The sequence below is a fragment of the Herbidospora solisilvae genome (assembly GCF_009901565.1).
GTDB lineage: Bacteria > Actinomycetota > Actinomycetes > Streptosporangiales > Streptosporangiaceae > Herbidospora > Herbidospora solisilvae.
In genome coordinates, this window is the sequence record NZ_WXEW01000001.1 from 950,649 (window position 1) to 966,111 (window position 15,463).

Below are 15,463 nucleotides of genomic sequence, written 5' to 3' on the forward strand. Positions count from 1 at the left end.
ATCGAAATCAAATTCGCAGACACCGGGGCCAATGAGCGCTTTACTGGCGGGTTGGCCTTGACCGCTCGCATGCACACGCCCCGACGCCACCCCGTGATCCGTCAAAAGACGACCAGAACATCGAATCACCAGTATGCTTCGAAACCTCGGGTGTTTCCCGGCCTGCTTCGGCATGGCCTGACCCCGTATCGGCACCAGCCCACGAGGCAATAGGTGTGTTTTCGGCTGCCCATTGTCCGTACGGCTGCAAAGGAGAGTTTTTTGAACTCTCCTGCGTCCGGCCCGCCGACGACCAAAAGACAGCGGGCCAAACTGCGAAAACGCACCATCCGGCTGCGCCGTCAGCGTTCGCATTTCCTGCGGGCCGTCGCGAGCATCGCGACGTCATCGATCGGCTCGCGGACACTGGGAATAATCTATCCGCTGCTCGCCGTGGCCATGGGCGCATCACCCATGGAAGTCGGGCTGGTGACCTTCGCGCTCACCGTGCCCGGCCTGCTGTTCTACATGCCCGCCGGGGTGCTGGCCGATCGGCTGAACCCCCGGTCGATCATGCTCTTCACAGAGATCACGCGCGGGGTCGCGGTCCTCTCCGTGCTCGTGCCCGCCTGCGTGTACAAGGTCACGATATATCACCTCGTTCTGGTCGCATTTCTCGAAGGAGCGCTCGGAGTCGTCTATTCTCTCGCGGACACGGCGCTTCTCTCGAAATTGATCCCCGACGAGAACATGACGAAAAGACTCGCCGCGAGCGAGACGGGTGTACATTTCGCGGTGCTGGCGGGAAGGCCGCTGGGCGGCCTGTTGTTCCAATTGGGCGCGCCGGTGGCGCTCTTCGCGAACGCCATGCTGTTCCTCTGCTCGGGGCTGTTCCTGTCGGCCATCGCCGACCTCAGGAAACGCCGCCGTCGGGCCGATTCCGCCCGCCATCGGCAACGAGAGGACGTCCGTTGGAGCGTCCGCCGGTTCCTCGCGGAGACCCGCATCGGCGTGACGGAGCTGAAACGCCACCAATTCATGCGGAACGCGGTCTTCGCCACGACCACCACGAATTTCGCCATCAACACCGTCATCGTCATCTTTCTCGCCGGATCGGCCGACGTGCCACCGTACCTGGTGGGAATCGTCCTGGCTGGAGGCGGAATCGGGGGGGCCATCGGATCGAATCTGGCCCGATTCAAAGTCGTGCAGAAGTACACGAGACCCGGCACCACCGCGCTGCTCGTCCAGATGTGGATCTGGGTGTTCGCCCTGTGCATCACCACCCTCACCGAGCCGATGTACTACGGGCTCGCCACCCTGGTGACCGGCTGCGCCGGCTCGCTGATGAACGTCTCCATCCGGACCTACGAGCTGCGCAACGTCGAACGCGACAAACTCGCGCGGGTGGTGAGCGTGCACCGGCTGGCCTCGCACGCGGCGGTCTGCCTGGCCGCGCCGCTGGGCGGGTGGCTGGCGACGATCGGATCGGGACGCAACGCGACGGGCTTCATCTTCGCCTTCGCCGTCGTCATGGCGATCGGCGCGTCCGTCATGATGCCGCGGTGGCGGGGCGTGCCCGAAGTGCTCAGCTCTCCCCGCTGAGGGCTTTCGCCTCGTTCTTCAGGTGCCGGGGCAGGCTCGGCGAGCGGGCCTTGAGCGCCCGCCGGGCGTGTTCGCGCGCCGTGTCCCTGGCCGTCTCGTCGGCCGGGTCGCGCTCGGCCAGCGCCAGGTTGATCCACGCCGAGTAGAGCCAGACGGGGCCGCTGTCGGGAGCGTCCTCCAGCGCCTCGCGGATCTCCTTCTTGATCGCCGGCGTGGACTCCTGCGGGTCGGCCGCCCTGGCCGACGCCAGCGCGTGGGCGGCCTTGGTCGACGGCCACTGCAGGGGGCTGGCCCGTTCGAGGTCGGCGAGCGCCGCCTCGGACTGCCCCATGCTCGCCAGGATCTCGCCGCGGGCCTGGAGCGCGTCGAGCGCGTCGCCATCCTGCTCCAGCACGCCGGTGACCGTGTCGCGGGCGAGCGCCGGGGCGCCGTCGTGCCACAGTGCCCAGGCGAAGGCGGTCTTGATGCTCAGGTCGTGGCGGTATCGGCCCTGCGCGATGTTGAGTTCCTCGACGGCGAGGTCGGGACGTCCCTGCGCCAGTCGCAACCAGCCCATCCCGACCAGCAGGCGGCCCACCGCGTCGAAGGCGCTGATCGACTCGAACAGCTCCGCCGCGCTCATGTAGTGGTCGATGGAGGCGGCGTACTCCTGCTCCTGGTGGGCGATGTTGCCCAGGAAGGTGTGGAGCTCCGCCTCCAGCCGCCGGTCGCCCCTGACCCGGTCGAGCGCGGCCCGCGCCTGTGCCTTGGCCTGTTCGAGGTCGCGATCGCGCAGCGCGAGCTCGGCCGATCCCAGCAGGTCGTCGGGCTCGGTGCCGGACGCGGACAGGTCGACCGGCCCGGCCGCCTGGAGGATGGGCTGAATGAGCCGGTCGTGCGACAACTCGCACCATTCGGCGTCGCGCAGCAGGATGTCACGCCGGGCCAGGGCGTCGACGATCGTGTTGTCCATGCCGGCGGTGACGTTCTCCCTGACCCGGACCCTCCGCCGGGTGACCAGCTGGGTCACGAAGGTGCGCGCCAGCCACGACAGCAGTCGCCCGGTGTCGCCGTCGAGGTGGGCGGCGGCGACCTCCCTGACCATGACCTCGCAGTAGGCGGTGACCTGCTTGTCGGTGGCCGCGACGTCGCCGACGTGGGCCTCGGTGATGGTGCGGACGCCGGGCGGCAGCGAGCGCCACAACATCGAGCAGGCGGCCTGGAGCCGCACCGGCTCGGCCCTGGGGGCGCCCGGGGGCGAGTCGGCGGTCAGGTCGCGGAGCAGCCGGTCGACCGCGGACCGGTCGTAGACGCGTCCGGAGCCGCGGACCGGGCCGGTGACGGCCTCACGGGCCTCGTCGGGCTCCAGGGCGTCGAGCCTCACCCGGCGATGGTCGTGGGCGGCCAGCCTGCGGCCGTACGGCATGATCGAGGCGAGGTGGTCGTCGCGGACGCACATGAGCAGCCGCAGGTTCTTGTCCGCGTCGAGCGCCCGCTTGAGCTGGTCGAGGAACCACTCCCGGTAGACGTGGCGCTGGGCGAAGTCGTCGAAGAGCTCCTCGGCCTGGTCGATCGCCAGCAGCACCAGCATGGGATCGCCGTACGGATCCTGCCGGGCGGGCCGGCTGCGCAGGAAGCTCTCCAGCGTCAGCCCGGCGAGCCGGGCCGGGGACTCCCGGGGCGCCCACGCCGACAGGAGCGCGAAGACGTGGGGATTGTGCTGCGGGGGCAGGGCCGCGGTCGGATAGGTCGAGCCGTCGACGACGGGGAACGCGGAGCCGTAGGACACCCGGCCGACCGGCAGGGTGTCGGTGGTCTCGGGGTCGAGCAACGGCAGCACGCCGGCCTGGAGCAGCGAGGTCTTGCCGGCGCCGGAGGGGCCGTGGAGGATCGTGAGACGGTTGGCCTGCCAGTAGGCGGCCAGGTCGTGAGCCGCCCGCTCCCGGCCGAAGAACCGGTAGGCGTCGTCGGCGCGGAACGCCCGCAGGCCGACGTAGGGCTGGTGTGCCGCCTGACCTCCACTGAGCCGGTTCACGTCGTCATCCGCCCTAGAAGTTGCTTGCTGAACTCTTCGGCCGTCCCCCAGAAAATCGAGACCTTCCACTCCCCATAGTGCTGTTCCATCTGCCGTTGCAACACTTTCACCGCGGCGTCGTCGCCCTCCGGTGACAACTGAACGCTCAGATGCCGGCGCCGGTTGATTCCCGGAACCGCGCGGTTGAGGCTGTTGAACAGCAGCCGGAAGGTCCAGTCTTGCAGGCTGTAACCGATGAACAACAGCGACCGCGTGGTGAGGGCGCCGAGAATCACCGGTGGGAGCATGGTAGGTTCATCCGCCGCCCGATCAAAGGCCAGATTGGTGAGGAATTCGAGATAGTCGTCTTCGCTCACCACGATCGACTCGGGCATTCCCAGGCGGCCGTGCAGGTGATAGACGAGCGGCGCGTCGGGCTGGGGATTCCAGCCGATCTTCCGCCGGAACAGGTCCTCGTCGAATGTGATGCCCGGATTCCACGGGCAGAGCATCACATTGGGGTCCTTGCCGACGGCGCGTAACGACCTGACGATGAAGTCGTCGTAATTGGTGGTGAGATAGACCGGCAGCGGAAAACGCGCGAGCATGGCGTGGGGTTCGGCGGGGTCGCCGAAATCGGGGATGGCGCCGGTGGAGAGCACCTGGCAGATCTTCTCCTTGACGTACACCGCCTCACCGAACTTCACCGTGCCGTATTGGGCGACCTTGGTGAGATTTCCCTTGTCGGGATAGGGGTATTCCCACTGGTCGGCCAGGGTCTGACTGAGTTCGGAGCCCGATGGGAGCACCCCGGCGCAGGCTCCGGCCCCCAGAAACGGCGTGCAGGCGCCTTTGGTCAACTGGAAGATCAGCCGTTCCCAGTCACGCTCGTCCATCTCGTGCAAAGAAACACCTCGCGGTCGAACCGGCCCACGGCCACTCCCCGGCACGATATATCGGTTCTGATCGCTTGTGGGCCGGTCCGTCGCACCTGCACGGCCGCGGACGGCGTCCGTTAATAGGCGCTCTGGAACCTCGCCACGGGCTCGCCCTCGGCGAGTACCCAGTCCAGAGCCGGACGCTGCACGCTCATCGCCATGAGATCCCCGAGCGACAACGATCCGTAATTGGGAATCCCACCGTTCTGATTTTCCTGCATGTGCTCTCCTCGCACCCTGAGGGCGGGTTACGGGCGTCCTTTTCCCGGTATCGGGACCGGTTCCTCGCCTGGAGGTCTCCCCGCAACGTCACCATGCTTCCTTACGATTCTGTGATGACCGGGGCGGTGAATCAAGCTTTAGTATTACGGCATAATCCAAGGTTCCCGTGGTGGGACAGTGGCGGAGGTTTCCCGTGGAGTCTTCCCATGCAGCGCACTCGACTTCCGATCGGGTCCCACTGGTCTGGGAACGGGTTCCACCGAAGAATCCCCATTTCACCGGACGTGAAGATCTCCTGCTCGCCCTCCGCGACAACATCACCCAGGTGAGTTCGGTGGTGCTCGAACCGAAGGCGAACGCCTTGCAGGGGCAGGGCGGCGTGGGGAAGACCCAGCTCGCGATCGAATACGCCTGGCGTTACCGGCGGCATTACGACGTCGTCTACTGGATCCCCTCCGAGAAACGCGAACTCGTGCCGGCCTCGCTCGCCGCGCTGGCCTCCCACCTCGGTCTGCCGCCCAGCGTCGGCCTGGGCATCGAAGAGACGGCCCGCACGGTGAAACGCGCGCTGGAGCGGGGCGAGCCCTATCGCAAATGGCTGCTCATCTTCGACAACGCCGTCGACCCGGCCTCGCTGAGCGACTACATCCCCGGCGGCCCCGGCCACGCCCTCATCACCTCACGCAACCCGCAGTGGGGCAGCCGGGTGCAGAGCCTGCGCGTCGACGTGTTCGACCGCGAGGAGAGCAAGACCTTCCTGGCCAACCGCATCCGCCGGGAGATGCCCGACGAGAAGCTCGACATCCTGGCCGAGAAGCTCGGCGACCTGCCGATCGCCCTGGAGCAGGCGGGCGCCCTGATGTACGAGACGGCGATGGACATCGACGAGTACATCACCCTGCTCGAGTCGCAGACCACCGGCCTGATGGGCATGGGCAAGTCCGACGACTACCCGCAGTCGATGGCGGCGGCCTGGCAGCTGTCGGTGCACCAGCTCCGCACCCGGTTGCCCCAGGCGATCGAGATCCTGCGCTGTTGCGCGTTCTTCGGCCCCGAACCGATCCCGCGCGACGTCTTCCGCCGCGGCACCGAGGCCGAGACTCCGCGTATCGCCCCGATCCTCGACGACCCGCTGCTGCTCACTAAGGCGCTGAGCGGCCTCGGCCGGTTCGCCCTCGCGAAGATCGACTCGACCACCCGGACGATCCAGGTCCACCGGCTGATCCAGACGCTGTTGCGCGAGGAGCTCGACCCGAAGCAGCAACACGACATCCGCCACGAGGTGCACCTCCTGCTCGCGCATTCCGCGCCCAAAGACCCGGAGGACAACGCCAACTGGAAGGCGTTCGAGGAACTGGTGCCGCACATCGGCTACTCCAACCTGGCCGAATGCGCCACGCCCAACGTCCGGGAGTTCGCGCTCAACACCGTGCGATACCTCTACCGCGCCGGGAACTACGAACTGGCCCGCGCCCAGGTGGAGGAGCTGATCGAGAAGTGGACCCAGCGGGAGGAGCGCGACGACCACCCCGACGTCCTGGTGGCCAGGAAGCACCTCGGCAACATCCTGCGCGGCATGGGCGAGTACACGCTGGCCTACCAGACCGACCACGACACGCTCGAGGCGATGCGCAAGGAGCTGGGGCCCGACCACTCCGAGACGCTGTGGGCGACCAACAGCTACGGCAGCACGCTGCGTGTCGCCGGCGAGTTCCAGCGGGCCCGCGAGCAGGACGGCGAGCTGCTGCGCAGATACCGGAACGCCGCCACCCCCGACACCACCGGCATGTTCCGCGTCCGCCACAACCTGGCGATCGACTACTCCCTGACGAGCGACTACGCCACCGCCCGTGACATGTTCCAGGTCCTGCTGCGCGACCTCAGCACGGCCCGGACCGGCGTGGGGTCGTCGATGGTGCTGAGCACCTGGAGCGCGCTGTCGAGGGCGGTGCGCCTCTGCGGCGACTACGACATGGCCGTCTACCTCGGGCAGGACGCCTTCGACTACGGCCGCCAGCAGTTGTCGCTCGACAACCACGGCACCCTGCTGGCCGCCAAGGACCTGTCGATCGCGTTGAGACGCCGCGGCGACCTCGACGAGGCGCTCGATCTGGCCGACACGACCTACAACGGGCTTCGGCGCCTGCTCGGCGCCCTCCACTCCGACACCCTGGCCGCCGGGGTGAACCTGTCCAACGCCCACCGGGCGAAGGGCGACATCGACAGGGCCTACGCCCTGGCGCTGGAGATGACCCCCCTCTACGCACGCGTCTTCGACGCCGACCATCCCTTCGCCCACACCACCCGCAGCAACCTGGCGGTGCTGCTGCGTCTGCGCGGTGACGTCGCGGAGGCCAGGAGGATGAACCAGGAGGCGGCCGAGGCGCTGGCCGTCCGGCTGGGCTGGGATCACGACTACCCGCTGACCTGCCTGATCAACATGCAGTCCGACCTGGCGGCGCTCGGCGAGGTCGAAGAGGCCGTCAAGGGCGGCCGGGAGCTGCACCAACGGCTGCGTGACCTCTTCGGCGACGACCACTTCATGACGTTGTCGGCGGCCGCGAACCTGGCGCTCGACCTGCGCGCCTTCGGCGCGACCGCCGAGGCCGACGCGCTGAAGGCCGAGGTGCTGCGGCGCTACCAGGACCTCGACGGCATCAACCAGCCCGACGCCGTCGCCACCGCCCAGAACCGCCGGATCAATACCGACTTCGACCCTCAGCCGCTCTAGCGGCCATCTCGTTGCGTTGCTCCCAGGCCCGCCGTCGCGCCGACTGCGCGCGGCGGGCCTCGTCGAGCACCCCGGCGTCGACCGGCTCGCCGGCCCACTTGCCGAGCGTGCGGGCCATGCCTTCGGTGAAGCGCACCCCCTCAGCGGTGAGTCCCCGGCCGGCCAGCAGCGCCTGCGTCGCCTCGTGGGCGGCCTCGCGCCACTGCGCGAACTCGAACTCGGCGCGGGGATGTCCGGCCGCCCGCTCGCGCCGCCAGAAGCCGGTCACCCCGAGGTAGGCGTAGGTGCCGTTGAGCAGACCGCGGGCCGGGCGGGGGTCGGGCCGCCAGGGGGCGTAGTAGAGGTCGCCGGTGTCGGGGAGCGTCAGGGGGACGACGTCCATGAGGGCGTAGAGCTTGACGTGCTGGGTCTCGTGGGCGAACGTCTCGGCGAGTGACACGCCGTCGGGCGGGGCCGACAGGGCGATGGCGCCGAACGCCTCCCGCGACGACTCGCTCTGCGGCTGGTCTGAGGGTGCGCCGATGGGGGTGAGCACGCTGACGGTGGTGGCGACCTCGTCGCGTACCGTCCAGTGGCGTTCGGCGAGGACGTCCCAGGCCTCGCGGAGACGCGACTGCCAGTCGTCCCGTTCCGGCGCGTCGAGGCGGGGCAGGTCGATGCCGTCGTCGGGCCAGCGGTGGGGGTCGAGGTCGTCGACGGTGACGGTGTAGCCGTGCGCCGTGATCCGGGCGAGGGGGCGCCATCCGTCGACGGGGTCTCCGTCGGCCCGGATGCCGCCGGGGCCGACGCTCAGGTCGAACGCGCCGGTGGCAGGGAATCCGCCGACCGAGGGCAGGGTGACCCAGCCGTGCCGGGAGGTCACCGGAAGACGGCATTCGCGGCCCGCGAGGTGGGCCGCCGCGAGCGCGACCGCCGCCAGCCTGGCCGGGTCGGCCGTGCCGCGCAGGCACTGGGCCGCCCAGGCTCCGACCGCCGGATAGCGGAGCACCGTCTCGACCGCGCCGCCCGAGCCGCGCTGCAAGTCGGCGAGGACGGTGAAGGCCTCCTCCGCCACCTTCACCTCGGGGAACGACTCGACGACGCCGCGCAGCAGCATGAGGTGCCTGCTGAACTGGGCCGAGCGCAGCTCCTCCGCGGCGGCGGCTCCCCCACCGCCCGACGCGAGTGCCGAGAAGGCCGCATCGGAGATTCGGTGCGGGAGGATGCTCATCGGTTTCCCCTCATCCGGGCCACGTCTTCCGCGAAAACCCGGTGAATATGGCTGACCAGCGCGAAGAGATCGGGACAGTAGACGCTCGGATTCCGGAATCCGGAATTCTCGTCGTAGCGGTGGGCATAGAGACCGCCGCCGCACGCCGTGACGATCTCGCATTCACGGCACACCGGGGAGAGCGCCTCGACGCCGATCTGCCGGGCCACCAGTGAGGGAAGTCGCAACGCCGCGTCGAAGGGATCACGCAACACGTGCAATGGTGTGGCCGCGGCCCCGTGATATGCGGATTTCAGGATATCGGACTGTTCTATGGAACCGTCGGTCTCCACCACCGCCAGGAGCGCCGGGGAAAGCCCGATCGATTCGCTGCGGGACGGCCGTCCGGTTATCAGGCGGAGTATCTCGGTGAAAAGCCGGACCTCGGTTTCGGCGGTGCGATACCAGCGGTCGAAGATCGGGATGAGCCAGTCGGCGTAGGGGGTCGACGACGACCCGGCGTCGCGGAACGGCGGTGGGGTCGACCAGTTGCCGTGCGGCAGCAGGAAGTCGACGGCCGGCGGGTCGAAGGCCAGCAGGGCCTCGTAGGTCTTCAGGGGGTCGTTGCGGACGTCGATCGTGCACAGCAGGCCGCTGAACAGGCCGTGGTAGCGGCCGCGGGACAGGCGTCCGATGGCCTCGCTGACCAGGGCGTGACTGCCCCGGCCGTCACGGAACAGGCGGTGACGGTCGTGGGCGGCGGCGTCGCCGTCGAGGGAGATGCCGACCCGGATGCCGAGCTGCTCGAAGAGTTTCAGGAACTCCTCGTCGAGGCGCAGGCCGTTGGTCTGGATGCTGACGTTGACGACGCTGCCGGTGTCCATTTCGCGGCGGATGGCGCGGACCACGTAGGCGATGAACTCGGGGCCGGCCAGCAGCGGTTCGCCGCCGTGGAGGATGACGTCGACCTCGGTGAGGCCGTGGGTCGTCGCGTGTTCGCCGATGCGCAGGGCCACTTTCCCGGCGATGGCCTCGGACATGCGCCTCGGCTGGTTGCGCCAGTTCTGGTCGGCCATTTCGTACACGTAGCAATGGCGGCAGGCGAGGTCGCAACGGCTGTGAATCTTCAGAATGAACTGGCGGAAGGCATGCGGTTTCCACCCCGACGCCAGGAGGGCCTCGACGTCGAGGGATGCCGGAAATGGCCGTCGTCCTAATTCAGGTAACGTGATCGCGGTCCCCTTCGCCCTGTCGGCGCCGACCTGACGTACCTCCGCGATTATTGTCTCTCACGGCTTTTCCCGTCGCGTCAAGATTTCCGGTGCGGATGCCTCCTCCCACACCCGGTCGAACCGCCGGACCCAGTACCGCCACCAACTCCAGATGCATGCGCGACGACGTCGACGGATTATGAAACCCGGGAAACTCGACGACCACCCGCCCGTGCGACGTCTCCGGATCGACCGGCACCAGCGCGAACCCGGGGTTGTCCGGAAACAGCCGATAGGCGAACGCCCCCTCGGTCCCCCACCCCGCGATCAGTTTCAACCGTTCGAGCGTCGAGACGAGCGAACGAGAACACCAGGCTGAGGGCATACGTGTCGAGGTGGTTGCGGGCCTTGAACGCCACCACGTCACGACCCTTCATATGCCCGTTTATGGAGTTAAATCCACCCGCTAGAGTCTTGCCACTGCGCGTGTTCCCGTGATGACGTGTGCGTATAAGGGATGAACTCTAATTGGGGGTCTGGTGCTGTTCGGCCTGCCTCCGGGGCGGCAGTTGCGTGCCGCCGGAGGGCTGGCGCTCGCGGCGGCGGGGCTTCTGGTCGCGGGGGCCTTCGTGAACTCGCGGGCCGTGCAGCAGGTCGCGGCGCCGACGGAGCAGGTGCCCCAGATCGACGCGGCGGCGCGCGACCGCGAGCAGGCCGCCGCCTGGGTGGCGCGGCAGGTCAGCGGCATCATCGGGTGTGACGCGCCGGTCTGCGCGCTGCTCGCCGAGCAGCGGGTGGCGCCGTCGCGGCTGCTGCCGCTGCGTGGTCAGGAGGAGGTCCTGAACGCCGACGTCGTGGTGGTCACGCCCGCGTTGCTGGACTTCTTCGGGGCGGGGCTGGAGCCGGTCACCGCCCCCGAGCCGCTCGCCACCGTCGGGGACATCAGGATCGTCCAGGTCACGCCGCAGGGAGTCGGCACGTTCGCGAAGGCGCTGGAGCGTGACAAGCGTGAGCGACGGGAGGCCGGGCGCGAGCTGCTGGCCAATCCCCGCCTCGCGGCGACGCCGGCCGCCACGCGGCAGCTCGCCGGAGGTGAGGTGGACGCGCGGATCCTGGTGTCGCTGGCGGCGCTGGCCGCCTCGCACCGGCTCTATGTCCGCCAGTTCGGGGACGGCGGCGGCGACCCCCGGAAGGTGCCGTACCGGACGGTCGAGATCTCGTCGGTCGACGGAGCCGAGCCGACCGAGGCGTCGGTTTCCGGGATCGTCAGATTTCTTGAGGCACAAGAGTCACGATTTCATCCCATTGAGGCGAAGATCGCTCGACCGGTCGACGCAGTGTCAACAATCCTGCGCATACGGTACGCAGCGCCGAGCCCCACCGGCTCGTTGTCCTCATAACGGAGCACGATGAAACTCCCGCGGTTACTCACCGGCGCCCTCCTGCTGATCTTCCTGGCCGCGCCCGCGCACGCGGCGCCGCAGGTCGGGCACGTCCGGCTCGCGCACCTGTCCCCCGACACCCCGGCGGTCGACGTCTACCTCTATCCGTTCGGCGGTGACCGGCCGAAACTCGTGCTGGACGCGGTGCCCTACGGCGGGGTGTCGCCCTACCAGAACCTGGGCGCGGGGCAGTACACGGTCGCGATGCGGCCCGCCGGCGCCTCGGCGGACACGCCGCCGGTGTTGTCGGCGAACGTGCGGGTCGAGGGCGGGCATGCCTACACGGTGGCGGGGATGGGGCCCTACAAGAGCATTCGGCTGCAGGTTCTCAACGACACCATGGAACTTCCCGACGGGAAGGCGGGGCTGCGCGTCATCGCCGCGTCTCTCAAGGAGCGGGTGGTGACGGTGTCCGCCGGGGATCTGGAGGAGGATCTGCGCTTCGCCGACACGCCCGAGTACACCGAGGTCGACGCGGCCATGCAGAAGATCACGGCCGCCGCGGGCGACGAGACCGCCAGCGCCGACGTGCGGCTCGCGCCCGGGTCGACCAACACGGTCGTGGTGCTCGATGGCGACCGGGGGCTGCAGCTTCTCCCGCTCACCGACGCGGCGGCGCCCGGGGTGACGCCGAAGGGCGCCGTCGACACCGGCATGGGCGGGCTCGCCGACTCCGGCCCGCCGGTCTGGCTGGTGGCGCTCGCGGGCGTCGGCGTGCTCGCCGTCGCCTCTGTTCTACTACGGCTCCGCCCACGCTCCGGCGGCACGACGTGATCTGTTGAGCGTCCCATGAGACGACTGGCGATGCTCGTCGCCGTCTCCCTCACCGCCGCGTGTTCGGCCTCTCCCCCTGCCGTCCACCTCGGAACCCTCGATCGTGCGGCCGCGGCCGGGTGGGGGCCGGTGGAGAACCAGGTCGCGAAGGTCCGGCCGCAGCGGCGGCACGCCGAGCCCGTCGAGGTGGTCATCCCGGCGATCGGGGTGCGGTCGCGGCTGGAGCGGCTGACGCTCGACGCCCACGGCGTCCTGGTCGCGCCGGAGAAGGCGGAGGTCGCCGGGTGGTACGCCGCCGGCGTGCGCCCCGGCGATCCCGGCCCGGCCGTCATCGCGGGCCATCTCGACTCGCTGACCGGGCCGGGGGTGTTCGCCGGACTCGGCGACCTGGAGCCCGGCCACCGGATCCTCGTCACCCTCAAGGACGGGCGGACCGTGACGTTCCGGGTGGAGGAGGTGCGTACCCACGCGAAGAAGGACTTCCCCACCCGTGAGGTCTACGGAGCCTCCCCCGACGCCCGGCTGCGCCTCATCACCTGCGGCGGCGCGTTCGACCCCGGCGAAGGCCACTACGCCGACAACGTCATCGTCTTCGCCACGCTGGAGCGTCACAACCGCCAGGTGCGGACCGTTCCGTCGCGCCCGCCGGACACCACGACGGGCACGCCCTCGACCACGGCCACCGCGACCGACGTCACCCAGCCCCGGTGACCGGTCAGCGGAGGGCCGACGGGGGTGCCGCTGAGCAGGTCCCAAACGCGGACGGTGCCGTCCCAGGAGCCCGAGACGACCACCGGACGCCCGTCGAGCTCGGTCGTCGCGAGGGCGCCGACGCGGTCGGTGTGGCCCCGGTAGGGGGTGCCCAGGGGCGTGCCGGACTGGAGGTCGAACACCCGCAGCGTGTTGTCGGGGGCGGCGGTCACCACGACGGGACGGGCGCCGGCCGACGAGACGGCCAGCAGTTCCCCCGGCAGGGGGAACGGGGGGATGACGGGCTCGCCGGAGTGGAGGTCCCAGACCTCGGCCGTGCCGTCGAGACCGGCCGTCACGGCGGCGTCGCGGCCCTCGACGATGGTGAACGCCACCGCCGTCGCGCCGCCGCCGAGTTTGAGCAGGGCCTCGCCCGACGACAGGTCGGTCACCCGCACGGAGTCGGGGCCCGCGGTCACCACGGCGGTACGGTCGTCGAGCCGGGTCACGCCGAGCGCCAGCACGTCGCCGGTCTCCGCGCCGAAGACGATCTCGCGGCCCGACCGCAGGCCGGACAGCCACAACCCGGCGCCGTAGCCGCCGCAGACCACGACGTCGCCGTCGACGGCCACCGACGAGATGCTCAGCGCGTTCACGCGGCGCGGCCCGCCGATCGCGGCCCCGGTCACCGCGTCGGAGACGCGCACCGTCCCGTCGCGGCCCGCCGACACGGCCACCGGACGCCCGCCGAGGGCCCCGGCGGCCACCGACAGCACCTCTCCCCGGTGGCCGGTGAAGGGTGGGCCCAGCGGCTGCCCGAACGCGGCGTCGACCGGGCGGCTCATCGGGGAGACCGTGACGACGGGTGGCGGCGGCGGATCGGCCGGGAGGACCACGACGGCCGTGGCCAGCGACGCGGCGATCAGGCCCAGCGAACCGCCGATCAGCGCCCAGCGGCGGCGGGCGGAGCGCTCGTGGGCCTGGTGGCCCTCGTCGCGGGCGTGCACGAGCGTCACGAGCAGGTCGGCGGCCGTGGGGCGGTCGGCCGGGTCCTTGGCCAGGGCGGCCGCCAGGGCGCCGCGCAGCCGCGAGGGCACGAACGACAGGTCGGGTTCGCGGGTGACGATGCGGTTCATCACCGCCGGGATGCTGTCGTTGCCGAACGCCGGTTTGCCCGTCGCGGCGAACGTCATCGTCACGCCCCACGAGAAGACGTCGGAGGCGGGGCCCGGACGGCGGCCCGCGAGCTGCTCCGGCGACATGTAGGCGGGGGTGCCCTGCACCCGGCTGGCCTCGGTGCCGGCGGCGTCCACGACCTGGGCGATGCCGAAGTCGATGACGCGGGGGCCGTCGGCGCCGAGCAGGATGTTGGCCGGTTTGAAGTCGCGGTGGACGATGCCCGCGCGGTGGATCGCGGCCAGCGCCGCGGCGGTGCCGACGGCCAGCCGGTCGAGGGAGCCCGCGTCGCGGGGGCCCTCGCGCCTCACCAGGGACTCCAGCGACTCGCCGTCGACGTACTCGCTGACGATGAAGGGCCGCTCGCCGGTCACGTCGGCGTCGATGACGCGGGCGGTGCAGAACTGGGCCACCCGGCGGGCGGCGGCGACCTCGTTGTGGAAGTCGCGCTTGCCGAAGACGCGGGCGTGCAGGACCTTGACGGCGACCGGCTCGCCCTTGGCGGTGTGGCCGTGGAAGACGGTGCCCTGGCCGCCCTCGCCGATCAGGCCGGTCAGCGTGTAGCCCCCGACCTGCCGCGGGTCGCCCGGCCGCAGAGGTCGGGGAACCGGCATGACCACACGATAACCGCACGAACAACGCGTGAACTATTCTTTCGCCGTGCCGGTTAGAAAGGGGCTGCTGCCGCCCGAGCTCCGCGAGCTGTTCGCCGACGACGGCGTGCGGCGCGAGCTCACCGTGGAGTTGCCTCCCGGCGTGACCGTGTGGCCCGACCCGACGTTCGAACGCGGGCGCCCGCACCGGCGGCCGGCGTTCTGGCTGAGCGACGAACCCGTGTCCGGCGAGTTGTGGTCGCGCCTACGGGCCGAACACCCCGCCTCGGGGTTGTGGCCGCTGCTGCTGGAGGAGTCGGTCCAGCCGTGGTCGGTCGGGCAGATCGCCCCCGACGACGCCGACCGCATCGACCTGTTCCACGCCCAGGCGTTCATGGACGAGGTGTGGGCCGACTGGGTCGAGACGGCCTCCCACGACCAGATCGGCAACCTGGAGCCCTTCGGGCCGGTCTCCCCCGGCCTGGCCGAGCCCGGCGTCCCGGTGGCCCACCCCGACGTGGTCGCCGACTGGTACGCCCGCGAGCTGGCCCGCAACGGCACCCCGCTGGGCCTGGTGGCGGCCGACCGCGGCGCCGACGCGCTGGCCGTCATGGGCTGGCAGGGGGCGGTCAACCACAACGAGTGGGCGGTGCCCATGGCGGCGGTCGTGCGCTCGTGGGAGGAGCGGTTCGGCGCGCGGGTGGTCGGGGTCGGCTTCAACACCCTCGACCTGAGCGTGGCCGCGCCGCCGACGACCTCGCTGCACGCCGTCCACGTGGCCGCCGAGCACTGGACGTTCTGCCCCGACACCATCGTGCAGGGTCCGGGCACGCTGGAGGACTACGCGGAGCTGATCAAGGGACGCAACGCCTGGTCGTTCTGGTGGGACTAGAAAAGGCGCTGCCGCCGGAGGTTGGCCT

13 protein-coding genes are annotated in these 15,463 nt (G+C 70.0%); 6 read left to right on the forward strand and 7 right to left on the reverse strand.

Features of this window, described 5'->3' with window-relative positions; all coding sequences use genetic code 11:
* The first annotated feature begins 213 nt into the window (after window positions 1-213).
* Window positions 214-1,584 (forward strand): MFS transporter, encoded by a 1,371-nt coding sequence (locus GT755_RS04045; protein ID WP_161478311.1) that lies wholly within the window; start codon window positions 214-216, stop codon window positions 1,582-1,584.
* Here the strand turns inward: GT755_RS04045 and GT755_RS04050 are convergent.
* From GT755_RS04050 to GT755_RS04060, 3 genes are all read right to left on the reverse strand, one after another.
* A complete protein-coding gene (locus GT755_RS04050) occupies window positions 1,568-3,598 on the reverse strand; it encodes an nSTAND1 domain-containing NTPase (protein ID WP_161478312.1) in 2,031 nt (676 codons plus the stop codon). The genes GT755_RS04045 and GT755_RS04050 overlap by 17 nt on opposite strands.
* Entirely contained in the window at window positions 3,595-4,473 is an 879-nt protein-coding gene (locus GT755_RS04055) for an SIR2 family NAD-dependent protein deacylase (protein ID WP_161478313.1), read from the reverse strand. Before GT755_RS04055 ends, GT755_RS04050 begins: the two co-directional genes overlap by 4 nt.
* Before the next feature lie 119 nt (window positions 4,474-4,592).
* A complete protein-coding gene (locus GT755_RS04060) occupies window positions 4,593-4,736 on the reverse strand; it encodes a hypothetical protein (RefSeq protein WP_161478314.1) in 144 nt (47 codons plus the stop codon).
* 194 nt (window positions 4,737-4,930) lie between these two features.
* On the opposite strand from GT755_RS04060, the gene fxsT reads away from it, so the two are divergent.
* Window positions 4,931-7,468 carry an FxSxx-COOH system tetratricopeptide repeat protein gene (gene fxsT / locus GT755_RS04065; RefSeq protein ID WP_328794163.1) on the forward strand — a complete coding sequence of 846 codons (2,538 nt, stop codon included), beginning with the start codon at window positions 4,931-4,933 and terminating at the stop codon, window positions 7,466-7,468.
* On the opposite strand, the gene GT755_RS04070 is transcribed toward fxsT, so the two are convergent.
* Genes GT755_RS04070 through GT755_RS04080 form a run of 3 tightly spaced genes read right to left on the reverse strand, consistent with a single transcriptional unit; the run spans window position 7,437 to window position 10,205 of the window.
* The gene (locus GT755_RS04070; RefSeq protein ID WP_161478316.1) at window positions 7,437-8,678 is read right to left on the reverse strand and encodes an HEXXH motif domain-containing protein; all 1,242 of its coding nucleotides are present in this window, start codon (window positions 8,676-8,678) and stop codon (window positions 7,437-7,439) included. The genes fxsT and GT755_RS04070 overlap by 32 nt on opposite strands.
* Window positions 8,675-9,940 carry an FxsB family cyclophane-forming radical SAM/SPASM peptide maturase gene (locus GT755_RS04075; RefSeq protein ID WP_407929397.1) on the reverse strand — a complete coding sequence of 422 codons (1,266 nt, stop codon included), beginning with the start codon at window positions 9,938-9,940 and terminating at the stop codon, window positions 8,675-8,677. Before GT755_RS04075 ends, GT755_RS04070 begins: the two co-directional genes overlap by 4 nt.
* A complete protein-coding gene (locus GT755_RS04080; protein ID WP_161478317.1) occupies window positions 9,876-10,205 on the reverse strand; it encodes a hypothetical protein in 330 nt (109 codons plus the stop codon). Before GT755_RS04080 ends, GT755_RS04075 begins: the two co-directional genes overlap by 65 nt.
* Window positions 10,206-10,407: 202 nt before the next feature.
* Between GT755_RS04080 and GT755_RS04085 the strand changes: the two genes are divergently transcribed.
* The 3 genes from GT755_RS04085 to GT755_RS04095 are packed head-to-tail and all read left to right on the forward strand — an operon-like array spanning window position 10,408 to window position 12,795.
* A complete protein-coding gene (locus GT755_RS04085) occupies window positions 10,408-11,268 on the forward strand; it encodes a hypothetical protein (protein ID WP_161478318.1) in 861 nt (286 codons plus the stop codon).
* A 9-nt stretch (window positions 11,269-11,277) separates the two neighbouring features.
* Window positions 11,278-12,084, forward strand: coding sequence for a DUF4397 domain-containing protein (locus GT755_RS04090; protein ID WP_161478319.1), 807 nt, complete (start codon window positions 11,278-11,280; stop codon window positions 12,082-12,084).
* Window positions 12,085-12,099: 15 nt separating this feature from the next.
* Window positions 12,100-12,795, forward strand: coding sequence for a class F sortase (locus tag GT755_RS04095; protein WP_161478320.1), 696 nt, complete (start codon window positions 12,100-12,102; stop codon window positions 12,793-12,795).
* On the opposite strand, the gene GT755_RS04100 is transcribed toward GT755_RS04095, so the two are convergent.
* Entirely contained in the window at window positions 12,693-14,564 is a 1,872-nt protein-coding gene (locus GT755_RS04100) for a WD40 repeat domain-containing serine/threonine protein kinase (protein WP_161478321.1), read from the reverse strand. The genes GT755_RS04095 and GT755_RS04100 overlap by 103 nt on opposite strands.
* 46 nt (window positions 14,565-14,610) lie before the next feature.
* Between GT755_RS04100 and GT755_RS04105 the strand changes: the two genes are divergently transcribed.
* Entirely contained in the window at window positions 14,611-15,435 is an 825-nt protein-coding gene (locus tag GT755_RS04105) for a DUF4253 domain-containing protein (protein ID WP_161478322.1), read from the forward strand.
* The last annotated feature ends 28 nt before the right edge of the window (window positions 15,436-15,463 follow it).

Bases quoted from the DNA above. Each gene is read 5' to 3' on its own strand.
- GT755_RS04060 (WP_161478314.1), bottom strand. From the start codon at position 4,736: ATGCAGGAAAATCAGAACGGTGGGATTCCCAATTACGGATCGTTGTCG.
- GT755_RS04055 (WP_161478313.1), bottom strand. From the start codon at position 4,473: ATGGACGAGCGTGACTGGGAACGGCTGATCTTCCAGTTGACCAAAGGC.
- GT755_RS04090 (WP_161478319.1), top strand. From the start codon at position 11,278: ATGAAACTCCCGCGGTTACTCACCGGCGCCCTCCTGCTGATCTTCCTG.
- GT755_RS04095 (WP_161478320.1), top strand. From the start codon at position 12,100: ATGAGACGACTGGCGATGCTCGTCGCCGTCTCCCTCACCGCCGCGTGT.
- GT755_RS04070 (WP_161478316.1), bottom strand. From the start codon at position 8,678: ATGAGCATCCTCCCGCACCGAATCTCCGATGCGGCCTTCTCGGCACTC.
- GT755_RS04100 (WP_161478321.1), bottom strand. From the start codon at position 14,564: ATGCCGGTTCCCCGACCTCTGCGGCCGGGCGACCCGCGGCAGGTCGGG.